This window comes from Amycolatopsis sp. CB00013 (genome assembly GCF_001905755.1).
In the GTDB taxonomy this organism is placed as follows: domain Bacteria; phylum Actinomycetota; class Actinomycetes; order Mycobacteriales; family Pseudonocardiaceae; genus Amycolatopsis; species Amycolatopsis japonica.
On the sequence record NZ_LIWC01000007.1, the window covers coordinates 398,740 to 414,271 of the forward strand.

2 protein-coding genes are annotated in these 15,532 nt (G+C 71.8%); both read left to right on the plus strand.

Annotation, left to right across the window (positions count from 1 at the left end; translation table 11 throughout):
- Nucleotide 1 precedes the first annotated feature (1 nt).
- Entirely contained in the window at nt 2-5,212 is a 5,211-nt protein-coding gene (locus AMK34_RS38570; protein ID WP_073848703.1) for a type I polyketide synthase, read from the plus strand.
- Between the two features lie 512 nt (nt 5,213-5,724).
- On the plus strand, nt 5,725-15,516 hold the full coding sequence (locus AMK34_RS38575; protein ID WP_443111221.1) for a type I polyketide synthase: 9,792 nt from the start codon (nt 5,725-5,727) through the stop codon (nt 15,514-15,516).
- The last annotated feature ends 16 nt before the right edge of the window (nt 15,517-15,532 follow it).

The following is a 15,532-nucleotide window of genomic DNA, read 5'->3' on the forward strand; positions in this document are numbered from 1 at the left end:
CGTGTCGGGCGATGAGAAACTGCTGGAGAACCTGAAGTGGGCGACCGGTGAGCTGCGGCGCGCGCGGCGCAGGCTGGTCGAGCTGGAGGAGGCCGGGCACGAGCCGATCGCCGTCGTCGGGATGAGCTGCCGCTTCCCCGGCGGGGTCCGCTCGCCCGAACAGCTGTGGGACCTGGTCGCCTCGGGGACCGACGCGTTGTCGGAGTTCCCCGGCGACCGTGGCTGGGATCTGGGCGGGCTCTTCGATCCCGACCCCGACACCCCGGGCAAGACCTACGTCTCCGAAGGCGGATTCCTCTACGACGCCGGGGATTTCGACGCCGCGTTCTTCGGGATCTCACCACGTGAGGCCCAGGCGATGGATCCGCAGCAGCGGCTGCTGCTGGAAGCGGCTTGGGAGGTGCTGGAACGCGCCGGGATCGATCCGGCGACCCTGCGTGGCAGCCGCACCGGCGTCTTCGCCGGCGTCATCCACAACGACTACACCGGCGTGCTCACCGACATCCCGCCGGAGCTGGAGCCCTATCTCGGCAACGGGAACTTCAGCAGCGTCGCCTCCGGCCGGATCGCCTACACCCTCGGCCTCGAGGGACCGGCGGTCTCGGTCGACACGGCGTGCTCGTCGTCGCTGGTCGCGCTGCACCTCGCCGCGCAGTCTTTACGTCGCGAGGAATGCACGCTCGCCCTCGTCGGCGGGGTGAACGTGATGACCCATCCCGCCGCGTTCGTCGACTTCAGCCGTCAGCGCGGGCTCGCCGCCGACGGCCGCTGCAAGGCCTTCGCCGACGCGGCCGACGGCACCGGCTGGGGAGAAGGCGTCGGAATGCTGCTGGTGGAACGGCTTTCCGACGCCCAGCGCAACGGCCACCAGATCCTCGCCGTACTGCGGGGCAGCGCCATCAACCAGGACGGCGCGTCGAACGGGCTCACCGCACCGAACGGTCCCGCTCAGCAACGGGTCATCCGCCAGGCGCTCGCCGACGCCCGGCTCGCGCCGGGGCAGGTGGACGTCGTCGAGGGACACGGCACCGGCACCACCCTCGGCGACCCGATCGAGGCGCAGGCGCTGCTGGCGACCTATGGTCAGGATCGGGAACGCCCGCTGCTGCTGGGTTCCCTCAAATCGAACCTCGGGCACACGCAGGCCGCGGCCGGGGTCGGCGGGGTGATCAAGATGGTGCAGGCCATCCGGCACGGGATCGCGCCACGCACTCTGCACGTCGATGCTCCTTCGTCGCATGTGGACTGGTCGGCGGGCGAGGTTTCGCTGCTGACCGGCGAACAGCCATGGCCGGAGACCGGGGAACCCCGCCGGGCCGGGGTCTCGTCGTTCGGGATCAGCGGCACCAACGCGCACGTGATCCTGGAGCAGGCGCCTGCCGTCGAAGCAGAGTCTCTTGTGGACACTCGTGTGCTCGACTCCGCGGCTTTGCCGTTCGTGCTTTCCGGTCGCAGTGAAGAGGCTTTGGCCGCCCAGGCTTCGAAGCTGGCTGGATATCTGACAGGCGAGCCGTCGCCGAAGGCCATCGCGCGAGCCCTCGCCGACACACGGTCGGCGTTGCAGCACCGGGCGGTCGTGCTCGCCGAAGATCTCGGCGAACTGCTCGGCGGCCTGCGTTCCCTCGCCGAGGGCGAACCCGCCGCGCGGGTCCTGACCGGTACCGCCGAGGCGGGTAAGGCTGTTTTCGTGTTTCCGGGTCAGGGTTCGCAGTGGGTGGGGATGGCGGAGGAGTTGTTGTTGGCTGCTCCGGTGTTCGCGGAGTCGATGGCTGAGTGTGAGGTGGCGCTTTCGTCCTTTGTGGATTGGAAGTTGTCTGATGTGTTGTCGGATGCGGCTGCGTTGGAGCGGGTTGATGTGGTGCAGCCTGTGTTGTTCGCGGTGATGGTGTCGTTGGCGCGGTTGTGGCGGGCGTGTGGTGTTGAGCCTGCTGCGGTGGTGGGTCATTCGCAGGGTGAGATCGCGGCGGCGTGTGTGGCGGGTGCGTTGTCGTTGGATGATGCTGCGCGGGTTGTGTGTTTGCGGAGTAAGGCGATTCTGGCGTTGTCGGGGCTTGGTGGCATGGTGTCGGTTGCTGCCTCGGAGGATCGTGTTCGGGAGTTGCAGCCTGAGGGTGTGTCGGTGGCTGCGGTGAACGGTCCCGCGGCGGTGGTGGTGTCCGGCGACGTTGCGGGTCTGGATGCGTTGGTCAAGCGGTGTGAGCTGCTGGACGTGCGGGCGAAGCGGATCCCGGTGGATTACGCGTCGCATTCGGCGCATGTTGATGCGATCGAGCGGGAGGTCTTGTCGGCGTTGGCGGGTATTTCGCCGCAGGCGCCGGTGATCCCGTTTTATTCGACGGTGACCGATGAGCTTCTGGAATTGGATGCTGGGTATTGGTTCCGGAATCTGCGGGGGACGGTGCAGTTCGCGGCGACGGTGGATCGGTTGCTGGAGGATGGTTTCCGGTTCTTCGTGGAGACGAGTCCGCATCCGGTGCTGGTTCCTGGGATCAGCGAAGACGCCGTCGCTCTGGGGAGTTTGCGGCGGGGCGAGGGTGGTGCGGAGCGGTTCGTCGCGTCGCTCGCCGAAGCCCACACGCAGGGCCTGAGTCCCTCGTGGTCGGCCGTGCTGCCGCCGGCCGAACGGGTCGACCTGCCGACGTATGCCTTCCAGCGCAAGCGGTTCTGGCTCGAAGTGGGCACCACGAGCGGGGACGCGTCGGCGTTCGGGCAGACGGTGGTGGACCACCCGCTGCTCGGCGCCGCCCTGCCGCTCGCGGACGGCGACGGCCTCGTCCTCACCGGCCGGATCTCGCCGGAAACGCAGCCCTGGCTCGCCGACCACGCCGTCCTGGACACCGTGTTGCTGCCGGGTACGGCGTTCGTCGAACTCGTCCTGCGCGCGGGACGGGAGACCGGCTGCGACGGCGTCGACGAGCTGACCTTGGAAGCCCCGCTCGTCCTCGACGGGCCCGTGGCGCTGCAGGTCGTGCTCGGGGAGCCCGACGAGCGCGGCCGCCGTGCCGTGTCCGTGCACTCACGGCCGGAGGACTCCGACGAACCCTGGACCCGCAACGCCCAAGGCACGCTGTTCGCGGGCACGCCCTCGACGGTGTCGTTCGCTGAGTGGCCGCCTCCCGGCGCCTCCGAGGTGCCGGTGTCCGATCTCTACGACCGTTTCGCCGAACTCGGCCTCGCCTACGGCCCGGTGTTCCAGGGGCTGCGCGCGGCTTGGCGCCAGGGCGACGATGTGTTCGCCGAAGTCGACCTGCCCGCGGGTGAGGCGGCGGACCGCTTCGGTGTGCACCCGGCCCTCCTCGACGCGGCCCTGCACACCCTCGGCCTCGGCGCCCGGGACGAAACCGTGCGTCTGCCGTTCACCTGGTCCGGCGTGACCCTCCACGCCACGGGTGCGTCGAAACTCCGGGTCCGGCTCACCCCGACAGCCGACGGCGGCTCGCTCACCGTGGCCGACGACAGCGGTACGCCCGTGCTGACCGTCGGGGAACTGGGCCTGCGCCCGATCTCCCCGGCCCAGCTCGGACGCCACCGGGATTCGCTGTTCCGGCTCGACTGGGTCCCCGCTCCGGTGGGGTCGCCGTCGCCGGAAGAGCCGGTGGTGTGGCGCTGTCCCGAAGGCGAACTGCGGCCGGTCCTGGAGGAGGTCCTGAAGCGGATCCAGGCGGATTCGACGGCCACGACCGTCGTGCTCACGTCGGGTGCGGTGGCGAGCGCGTCGCCGGATCCGGTGACGGCCGCGGTCTGGGGTCTGGTGCGGTCGGCCCAGGCCGAGCATCCGGGCCGGTTCGTGCTGATCGACGCGCGGACGGACGACGAGGTCCGGACCGCGCTGGCGACCGGGGAAGCGCAGGTCGCCGTCCACGACGGCAAACCGCTGGTACCGCGGCTCGCGCGGGTCGCGGCCGCCGACGCGGGTGAACCGGACTGGACGCCCGACGACGTCGTGCTGATCACCGGTGGCACCGGACGGCTCGGGCAGGCGCTGGCCCGGCATCTCGCCGTCCGGCACGGTGTACGCGGACTGGTGCTGACCGGGCGGACGGGCACCGGCGCGGAAGACCTGATCGCGGACCTGGCGGAGCGGGGCACCCAGGTCACCGTCGCGGCCTGCGACGTCGCGGACCCGGCGGCGGTGCGCGCCCTGCTGGCCGCCCATCCGGTGACCGCGGTGGTGCACGCCGCGGCCGTGCTCGACGACGGGCTCGTCGACGGCCTGACCCCGGATCGGCTCGGCACCGTGCTGGCCCCGAAGGCCGATGGCGCCCGCGTGCTGCACGAACTCGCCGGGCCGGTCCGCAAGTTCGTCGTGTTCTCCTCGGCGGCCGGCGTGTTCGGCAACCCGGGGCAAGCGGGCTACGCCGCGGCGAACGCCTACGCCGACGCCCTCATGCTCCAGCGTCGCGCCGAGGGGCTGCCGGGTGTGTCCCTCGCTTGGGGTTTCTGGGCGGAACGCAGCAAGCTGACCGGTGAACTCGACGACACCGACGTCCGTCGGATGGCCCGCGCGGGTGTCACCGCGCTGTCCACGGAGGAAGGCTTGGCGCTGTTCGACGCCGCCGTGGCCGGCGCGGACGGGCTGCTCCTCCCCGCCAAAATCGACCTGACCGCCTTCCGGGGCCGCCCGGCCACCGAGATCCCGGCCCTGCTGCGCGGCCTGGTGCGCGTCCCCGCGCGACGGTCGGGGGAGGCGTCGGGCACGGCCGAGGCGCTGAAACGCGACCTCGCCGGGAAACCGGAGGCCGAACGCGTCCGGCTGCTGCTGGAGGTGGTGCGGGTCCGGGTGGCGGCCGTGCTCGGGCACGAATCGGCCGACGCGATCGCCGAAGACCGCGGGTTCCTCGAACTGGGCTTCGACTCGCTGACCGCCGTGGAACTGCGCAACCGGCTCGCCGAGGCGACCGGGCTGCGGTTGCCGCCCACGCTCGTCTTCGACCGGCCCAACGCCGGAGCGCTCGCGGCCCACCTGGCGGCCGAACTGGCCACCGAGACCGCCGGACCGGGCCTCGACGCCGAACTCGACCGGTTCGCCGCCGCGCTGACCGCGGCCGACCCCGGAGAGGCCGAACGAGCCCGGCTCACCGCCCGGCTGCGGGCCCTTCTGGGCACGCTTCAAGGCGGGGAAGACGCGGCCGAGGAAATCGACGGAAAACTCGAATCGGCGAACGACGAGGAAATGTTCGCTTTCATCGATAATGTGCTTAAGCCTTCTTGATTCGGTAAGAATGTTTTCGGCATGTCGTTCCCGGGTGTTGCGAAAGCCACTTTCGCAACCTCCAACGTTGCGAAAGTGGCTTTCGCAACCCGCCCGAGGCGGTTGGGGCTCACCAAGCCGCGTCGGCGGGGTAGCGAAGGCCTCCTTCCCTACCTTCAGGGCAGGCAAGGAGGCCCTCGCCACCATCTGGGGCGACCGGCTCGCCTCGGGCATGTCGCGAAAGCCACTTTCGGGACGTCACATGTCTCGAAAGTGGCTTTCGCGACACCCGCCCCGGCGGTGGCTCGACCGGAGGCACGTGGGCTGAAGGCTCCCTTCACCGCGTCTGATGTGGCGAAAGGAGCCTTCGTCCCGGCCGGAGACGGGTCTCGAAAGTGGCTTTCGTGAGGCCCTGTTCGTCGCCTATTCCCTAAGGGGACGTAGGGGCGGCTAGGGGTTGTCCGCCTCTTCGCAGCTCACCTAGCTTTTCCTCGAGTGGCATTTCGTTTTTCCCGGCGCGAAGAGGTTGGCTACTGATGCTGAACGAGGAGAAGCTGCGCGACTACCTCAAGCGGGTGTCGGCCGACCTGCATCGGACCCGGGCCCGGCTACGGGAGGCCGAGGCGCGGGAGCACGAGCCGATCGCGATCATCGGGATGGCCTGCCGGTACCCGGGCGGCGTCCGCGGCCCGGAGCAGCTGTGGGACCTCGTGGCCGCGGGCACCGACGCGGTGGGCGGTTTCCCCGCCGACCGGGGCTGGGACGTCGAGGCGCTCTACGACCCCGACCCCGCGCGGCACGGCAAGACCTACACGCGCGAGGGCGGTTTCCTCTACGACGCCCACGAGTTCGACGCCGCGTTCTTCGGTATCAGCCCGCGCGAGGCGCTCACCGTCGACCCGCAGCAGCGCCTCCTGCTGGAGACCGCCTGGGAGGTCTTCGAACGCGCCGGGATCGACCCGCTTTCCGTGCGCGGCAGCCGGACCGGCGTGTTCGCCGGGGTGATGTACAACGACTACGGCTCCAGGCTCGACCCCCGCGCCGAAGAACTGCGCGAGTTCGAGGGCTACCTCGGCAACGGCAGCGCCGGGAGCGTCGCCTCCGGCCGCGTCGCCTACACCTTCGGTCTCGAAGGCCCCGCCGTCACCATCGACACCGCGTGCTCGTCTTCGCTGGTCGCGCTGCACCTCGCCGCCGAGTCGCTCCGACGCGGGGAATCCACGCTCGCGCTGGCGGGTGGGGTGACCGTGATGGCCTCGCCCGAGACCTTCGTGGAGTTCAGCCGTCAGCGCGGGATGGCGCCCGACGGCCGTTGCAAACCCTTCGCTGACGCGGCCGACGGCACCGGCTGGGCCGAGGGTGCCGGGATCCTGCTGCTCGAACGGCTTTCCGACGCCCGTCGCCACGGGCATCCGGTCCTCGCCGTGGTACGCGGCACCGCGGTCAACCAGGACGGCGCGAGCAGCGGGCTCACCGCGCCGAACGGCCCGTCGCAGCAGCGGGTGATCCGGCAGGCGCTCGACAGCGCCGGCCTCGCGCCGCACCAGGTCGACGTCGTCGAGGCGCACGGCACGGGGACGACGCTCGGCGACCCGATCGAAGCACAGGCCCTGCTCGCCGCCTACGGGCAAGAACGCGTCCGTCCACTGTGGCTCGGGTCGCTGAAGTCGAACGTCGGGCACACCCAGGCGGCCGCCGGGGTCGGCGGCGTGATCAAGATGGTCCAGGCGATCCGGCACGGGATCGCCCCGATGACTCTGCACATCGACACCCCGTCGTCCAAAGTGGACTGGGAAGCGGGCGCGGTCGAACTGCTCACCGAGGCTCGCCCGTGGCCGGAGACCGGGGAGGCGCGCCGCGCCGGGATCTCCTCGTTCGGGGTCAGCGGCACCAATGCGCACGTCATCGTCGAACAGGCGCCGGAGGCCGAACCCGCCGAGCGTCAAGGCGAATCACCGCTCGGCGACGGGGCGACGCCGTTGCTCCTGTCCGCCCGGAGCGCCGAGGCTCTGCGCGCGCAGTCCGCCCGGCTGCGTGAGCACCTTCGCCAGACGGAATCCCTGACCGACGCCGCTTTCTCGCTCGCGACGTCCCGTGCCGCGCTGGAGCATCGCGCCGTCGTGGTGGCCGATGCGGAAGCGTCGCTCGACGCCTTGGCTGCCGGGGCGCCTGCGGCAGGACTGGTCGAAGGCATCGCTCTGCCGCCGGGCAAGGTCGCGTTCGTCTTTCCCGGGCAGGGCTCGCAATGGGCCGGGATGGCGCTGGAACTCAAGGATTCCTCACCGGTGTTCCGGGCCGCGCTGCTCGACTGCGAGCGTGCTCTGTCGTCCTTTGTGGACTGGAAGCTCACCGACGTACTCGGCGACGCGACGGCGCTGGAGCGCGTCGACGTCGTGCAGCCCGCCCTCTTCGCGGTCAACGTGTCGCTGGCGGCGCTGTGGCGGGCGTGCGGGGTCGAACCCGACGCCGTGACCGGGCACAGCCAGGGCGAGATCGCCGCCGCGTACGTGTCCGGCGCCCTGTCGCTGGCCGACGCCGCCAAGGTCGTCGCCTTGCGGGCCAAAGCCATCCTCGCGCTTTCGGGCGCCGGGGGCATGGTCGCGGTCGCCCTCGGCCGCGACGACGTGCTCCCTCGGCTGACGAAGTGGGGCGACCGGGTCGCCGTGGCCGCGGTCAACGGACCCGCGTCGGTCGTGGTCTCCGGCGACCCCGAAGCGCTCGACGGGCTCGTCGCCGCCTGCGCGGCGGACGGCGTTCGTGCCCGCCGGATCCCGGTGGACTACGCCTCGCATTCACCGCAGGTGGACGTGCTGCGCGAGGAACTGCTCGGCCTGCTCGCCGACGTCGAACACCGAGCGTCCACCGTGCCGTTCTACTCGGCGGTGACCGGGGAACCCCTCGACACGGCCGGCCTGACCCCCGAGTACTGGTTCCGGAACCTGCGGGCCACCGTCCGGTTCGACCGGTCCGTCCAGCGGCTGCTCGACGACGGTCACCGGTTCTTCGTCGAGGCCAGCGCGCATCCGGTGCTGACCGGCAGCGTCACCGAAACCATCGAGGAACGAGGCGTCCAGGCGGTCGCGCTCGGTTCACTGCGCCGCGACGAGGGCGGGCTTCGCCGGTTCCTGACGTCGCTGGCCGAGGCGCACGTGCGCGGCCTTCGCCCGAATTGGGCCGCGTTGTGGCCCACTGCGACCAGGGTCGACCTGCCCACCTACGCCTTCCAGCGGGTGCCGTACTGGCTCGACGCCGCCGTTGCCCGACAGGGCGGGACGGATGCCGAACTGCGCTTCTGGGCGGCCGTCGACCAGGCCGACACCGGCGCGCTCGACGCCGCCGTGCCCGCCGGGGAGGGAGCCTGGGACGCGGTGCTTCCCGCGCTCTCGGCCTGGCGTCGCTCCGGCCTCGAAAAGTCCACAGTGGACGGCTGGCGGTACCGGATCGACTGGGGCCCCGCGACCGGGACATCCGCGGCCACCCTCGACGGGACGTGGTTGCTGGTCGTCCCGCCCGGGCCGGTGCCGCCCGTCGCGGAGGCGCTCACCCGACTCGGTGCCCGTGTCCTGCTCGCGAGCCCCGATGATGAACTGCCGCACGAGCCGGTCGACGGCGTGCTGTCCTTGCTGGCACTCGACGAACGGCCGCATCCGGACCAACCCGTGGTACCCGCTGGGCTCGCCGCGACCACGGACCTTGTCCGAAAGCTCGACGGATTCGACGCTCCACTGTGGATAGTCACCACCGGCGCGGTCGCCGTCGGCCGCTCGGAGAGCCCGAACACGCAGGCCGCGGCGTGGGGCCTCGGCCGGGCGATCGGTCTCGAACACCCCGAACGCTGGGGCGGCCTCGTCGACCTTCCTGAGGAACTCGACGAACGCGCCGCGGCCCGGCTCGCCGGGGTGCTCGCCAGTGGCCCCGAGGACCAGGTCGCCGTGCGGTCGTCCGGGGTCTACCTGCGGCGGCTCGTGCGGGCGCCGCTCGGGGACGCCGTCGCGCCGGAATGGCGGCCGCGCGGAACCGTCCTGGTCACCGGCGGCACCGGTGCGGTGGCCGCCCATGTGGCGCGGTGGCTCGCCGGGAACGGCACCGAACACCTGGTGCTCACCAGCAGGCGCGGGGCGGCGGCCGAGGGTGCGGCGGAATTGCGCGAAGAACTCGCCGGACTCGGTGCGCGGGTGACGTTCGCCGCCTGCGACGTCGGCGATCGCGAGGCACTGGCCGCGGTGCTGGCCGAGTATCCGCCGAACGCCGTCGTGCACACGGCGGGGGTCGGGACCACCGCGTCGCTCGCCGAGACCGGCCCGGCGGAACTCGCCGACGCGCTCGCCGCCAAGGCGGGCGGTGCCGCTCACCTCGACGAACTCCTCGAAGGCACCGAACTGGACGCCTTCGTGCTCTTCTCCTCCAACGCGGGTGTCTGGGGTGGCGCCGGGCAGGGTGCCTACGGCGCCGCGAACGCCGCCTTGGACGCGCTCGCCGAACGCCGTCGTGCCCGTGGCCTGCCCGCCACCTCGGTGGCTTGGGGACTGTGGGGCGGCGGCAGCGGGCTGGCCGGTCAGGACGACGTCGACCGCTTGCGCCGCCTCGGGCTGGCCGCGATGGACCCGGCGCTCGCCGTCTCCGCGCTCGTCCAAGCCGTTTCGCACGACGAGACCTTCGTCGCGGTCGCCGACGTCGACTGGGCGCGGTTCGCCCCCGGATTCGCCCTCGCCCGGCCCCGGCCGCTGCTGGACGCGTTACCCGAGGTCCGCGAGGCGCTATCCGCCGACACCACCGGACAAGGTGGCTCCGAATTCGCCGCCGGACTGCTGGCCGCCCCCGAGGCAGACCGGGCCCGCATCGTGCTCGACCTGGTCCGCGCGCAGGCGGCCGCCGTCCTCGGCCACGGTGGTGCCGCCGCCGTCGAGCCGGACCGGGCCTTCCGCGACCTCGGTTTCGATTCCCTGACCGCGGTCGAGGTCCGCGACCGGCTGGCCGCCGCCACCGGGCTGCGGCTGCCCGCGACCCTGGTCTTCGACCATCCGTCGGCCTCGGCGCTCGCCGGTCATCTCGTCGCCGAACTGACCGGCGACGTCACCGGGACCCAGGCCGCCCCCGCCGTGGTGGTGACCGACGACGAGCCGATCGCGATCGTCGCGATGAGCTGCCGGTTCCCCGGCGGGATCACGGATCCGGAGAAGTTCTGGGACTTCGTCGCGGACGGCGGGGACGCGATGGCCGCGTTCCCCGGCGACCGCGGCTGGGACCTCGACGCGCTCTACGACCCGGACCCCGCGCACCTCGGCACCACCTACGCCCGTGAAGGCGGCTTCCTCGACGACGCGGGCGGTTTCGACGCGGCGTTCTTCGGGATCTCGCCGCGTGAGGCGCTGGCGATGGATCCGCAGCAGCGGTTGCTGCTGGAGACGTCGTGGGAGGCGTTCGAACGCGCCGGGATCGACCCGGCGACCCTGCGGGGGAGCGCGACCGGCGTCTTCGTCGGCGCTTCCTTCCAGAACTACGGCTTGGACGCCACCGACGCGCCCGAAGGCACCGAGGGCTACTTCCTCACCGGAACCGCCACCGCGGTCGTCTCCGGGCGCCTCTCCTACACGTTCGGGCTGGAAGGCCCGGCGGTGACGATCGACACCGCGTGCTCATCGTCGCTGGTGGCACTGCATCTCGCGGCGCAGGCCCTGCGGCGCGGCGAATGTTCGCTGGCGCTGGCGGGCGGGGTGACCGTGATGGCCAACCCTGCCGCGTTCGTGGAGTTCAGCCGTCAGCGCGGGCTCGCGCCGGACGGGCGCTGCAAGGCGTTCGCCGACGCCGCCGACGGCACCGCGTGGTCCGAGGGCGCCGGGATCCTTCTGGTGGAACGGCTTTCCGACGCGCGCCGCCTCGGCCACCCCGTTCTGGCGCTGGTGCGCGGTTCGGCGGTGAACCAGGACGGAGCGTCCAACGGGCTGAGCGCGCCGAACGGGCCGTCTCAGCAACGGGTGATCCGCCAGGCACTGGCGAACGCCGGTTTCGCACCGTCCGATGTGGACGCCGTCGAGGCACACGGCACCGGAACCAGCCTCGGCGACCCGATCGAGGCGCAGGCCTTGCTCGCCGCGTACGGCGGGGAACGCGAGCACCCGCTGTGGCTCGGTTCGGTCAAGTCGAACCTGGGGCACACGCAGTCGGCGTCGGGTGTGGCGGGCGTGATCAAGATGGTGCAGGCGATCCGGCACGGTGTCCTGCCGCGGACGTTGCACGTCGACGCGCCGACCACGGAGGTGGACTGGACCGCGGGTGACGTCCGGTTGCTCTCCGAACCGGTGGACTGGCCGGACACCGGCCGTCCGCGCCGGGCGGGCGTCTCCTCCTTCGGGGTCAGCGGGACCAACGTGCACACGCTGATCGAAGAGGTCCCCGAGAGCGCGGCACCTCCCGCCGCCGGGGACACGTGGGTGCCGTGGGTGCTTTCGGCCAAGACCGAGGAAGCGTTGCGGGCACAGGCTTCTCGGCTGCACGCGCGCCTGGAAGAGCACCCCGGGGACGACTCCGACATCGCGTACACGCTGGCGACCGTCCGTGCGGGGCTGGAAGTCCGGGCCGCCGTGACCGGGCCGGATCGTCTGCGCGAACTCGCTCTCCTCGCCGAGGGGACGCCGAGCGCGGCTGTGCTGCGCGGCGCGCTCACCGCCGGGGCGCCGGGGTTCCTGTTCACCGGGCAGGGCAGCCAGAAACCCGGGATGGGCGCCGAACTCGCGGCCCGCTTCCCGGTGTTCGCCGCCGCGTTCGACGAAGTGTGCGCCCATCTGGATCCGCGCCTCGGGCTCTCGCTGCGCGAAGTCCTCGAAACCGAGCGAGTGCACGAAACGGCGTTCGCGCAATGCGCACTGTTCGCCGTCGAGGTCGCGCTGTTCCGGCTGCTGGAGAGCTGGGGTGTCCGGCCCGCGCTGCTGCTCGGGCATTCGGTCGGCGAGATCGCGGCCGCGCATGTCGCCGGGGTCCTGTCGCTCGCGGACGCGGCCACGATGGTCGAGGCGCGCGGCAGGCTCATGGGTGCCCTGCCGTCCCGCGGCGTGATGATCGCCTTGCAGGCCAACGAAGACGAGGTGACTCCGCTGCTCACCGAGCACGTGTCGCTCGCCGCGGTCAACGGTCCGGAAGCGGTGGTGCTGTCCGGGGCCGAGGACGCCGTCACCGCCGTGCTGGACCGGTTCGCGGACCGCAAGAGCAAGCGGCTCGTGGTCAGTCACGCGTTCCACTCGCCGCTGATGGAACCGATGCTCGCGGACTTCCGCCGGGTCGTGTCGGCGCTTTCCTTCAGCGAGCCGCGGATCCCGATCGTGTCCACGGTGACCGGCCGTCCCGATCCCGAAATCGCCTCACCCGGGTACTGGGTGCGGCACGTGCGCGAGGCGGTGCGGTTCCACGACGCGATCCGGTTCGCCGAAGCCGAGGGTGTGCGCGCCTTCGTCGAACTCGGCCCGGAGGGCGTCCTTTCCGCCATGGCGAAGGACTTCCTCGAAGACACTGTGCTGATCCCGACTCTGCGCGGGGAACATCCGGAGGTCGCCGCGCTGGCCGCGACGCTCGGCCGCCTTTACGTCCACGGCGTCGGAATCGACTGGACAGGCGTGTTCGACGGTGTCCAGGCGAACCGGGTCACGCTGCCCACGTATCCCTTCGAGCACCGGCACTTCTGGCTGGCGAGCACCGGCACGACCACGGGCGACGCGGCCGCGTTCGGACTCGGCGAGGCCGGGCACGCGCTCCTCGGTGCGGCCGTCCCGGTGCCCGGCGGGAGTGGGATCTCGTTCACCGGAAGGCTTTCCCTGCGGACTCAGCCGTGGCTCGCGGAGCACGTCGTACTCGGTACGGCTCTGCTTCCCGGCACCGCGTTCGTCGACCTCGCACTGCATGCCGGTGACCGCGCCGGCTGCGGGACCGTCGCCGAGCTGACCTTGGAGGCCCCGCTGGCGCTGCCGGAGAGCGGCGACGTCCGGCTGCACGTCACCGTCGGCGAGCCCGGCGAGGACGGCGAGCGCACGATCGAGATCCATTCCCGCGCCGGAGCCGCCGCCGACGACGAACCGTGGACGCGGCACGCCATCGGCCTCCTGTCCACCGGAACCCCGGCTGCCAGCGGGAACCTGGTCAGCTGGCCGCCGGAGGGCATCGAGATCCCGGTCGGGGATTTCTACGACCGGCTCGACGGCACCGGTTTCGAGTACGGGCCGTTGTTCCAGGGCCTGCGCGCGGCGTGGAAGGCCGGGGACGACGTCTACGCGGAGGTTTCGCTGCCCGAGGACCGCTTCCGTGACGCCGAAGGCTTCGGCGTCCACCCCGCGCTGCTGGACGCCGCGCTGCACGCGTCGAAGCTCCGGCTGGAGGGCGAGAGCGAAGGACCTTTCCTGCCGTTCACGTGGAAGGGTGTCTCGCTGGCCGCGACCGGTGCGCGGACGTTGCGGGTGCGGCTGTCCTCGCCCGCTCCGGACACGATCTCGCTGCTGCTCACCGATGGCGAAGGCGCTCCGGTGGCCACGGTCGATTCCCTGATCTTCCGCCGGATTTCGCCGGAGCAGCTGGGAAACCGGCAGGGGAGCAGCTCGCTGTTCCACGTCGAGTGGACCGAGGTGCCCGCCGAGGAAGTGTCCACAGAGGACGTCAGAGTCGGCACTGGAGAGTCCTATGTGGACGTCGCCGCCTTGCTTGCCGCCAAGACGCCGGAAGTCGCGCTGCTGGTCTGCCCGTCCGGGGAGACCGCCGAGGCGGTGCACGACGCGACCGTGTGGGCGCTGCGCCAGGTGCGGGACTGGCTCGCCGACGAGCGGCTGGACACGCACCGGCTCGTCCTGGTGACCGACGGAACCGATCTGGCCCAGGCCGCGGTACGGGGACTGTTCCGCTCTGCCTCGTCCGAGCACCCCGGCCGGTTCGGCATCGCCGAGACCACCGCGGATCCGGTCCGGGTGTCGGCCGACGATCCCGAACTGCGGCTGGAGAACGGTGCCGCGTACGCGCCGAGGCTGGTCCGCAAGACCGCCGCGGCCGCTCCGGTCGCGCTCGATCCCGGCAAGACGGTGCTGGTCACCGGCGGTACGGGAGCGCTCGGCGCGCTGGTGGCCCGGCATCTGGTGACCGCACGCGGCGTGACCCGGCTGCTGCTGGTCTCCCGTCGTGGACTGGAAGCCGAGGGAGCCAAGGATCTGGTGGCCGACCTGACGGCCGCGGGTGCCGACGTCACCGTCGAGGCCTGCGACGTCGCCGACCGCGCGGCGCTGGAGGCGGCCCTCGCCGGGCACGAGCTGACCGCTGTCGTGCACACGGCCGGCGTACTCGACGACGGTCTGGTCGATGCGCTGACCCCGGAGCGGCTGGCGAAGGTGCTGCGGCCGAAGGTCGACGCGGCGCTGAACCTGCACGAACTCGCGGGCGACGTCGACGAGTTCGTGCTGTTCTCGTCGGCGTCGGCCACGTTCGGCAATCCCGGGCAGGCGAACTACGCGGCGGCCAACGCGTTCCTCGACGCGCTCGCCCGCCACCGTCACGCCCAAGGGCTCCCGGCCACGTCGCTCGCCTGGGGACTGTGGGCGACCGACGGTGGCATGACGGGCGAACTGAGCGACACCGACCTGGCCAGGATGGGCCGCACCGGTATCGCCGCGCTGACCCCGGAAGCCGGGCTCGCCCTGTTCGACGCGGCCTCCGGCGCCGGACCGGTGGTGCTGCCGATGGCGCTGACGCCGTCCTCGCTCCGCGATGTGGATCCCGCGGTGCTGCCCCCGTTGCTGCGCGGAATGGTGCGGACGTCGTCCCGGCGCGCCGCGTCCGTCCCCACCGATCCGGCGTTGCAGGACAGGCTTTCGGGCCTGACCGGCGCCGAACGCGACGACGCGGTGCTGGAGGTGGTGCGCGAGCAGGTCGCGGCCGCGCTCGGTCACGCGGGCGCCGGGGCGATCGATCCGGCCAAGGGCTTCGTCGAACTCGGGATGGATTCGCTCAGCGCGGTCGAACTGCGCAACCAGCTGTGCGCGCTGAGCGGGCTGAAACTCTCGACGACGGTGGTGTTCGACCACCCCAACCCGGCCGCGCTGGCCGGGCACCTCGCGGCCGAACTGCCCGCCGAAGGGGTGGCCACCACCGCGTCGGTGCACGCCGGGCTCGACCGGCTCGAAGCGCTGCTGGCCACCGCCGCCCCGGCGAACGGGGACCGCGCCGGGGTCACCGCGCGCCTGCGCACGCTGCTGGCGGCGTGGACCGGCGAGCCCGCCGCCGAGGCCGACGACTCGCTGGAGTCGGCCACCGCGGACGAACTGTTCGACCTGCTCGATCACGAACTCGGCGCGTCCTGAACCGCCTGACCTGGGA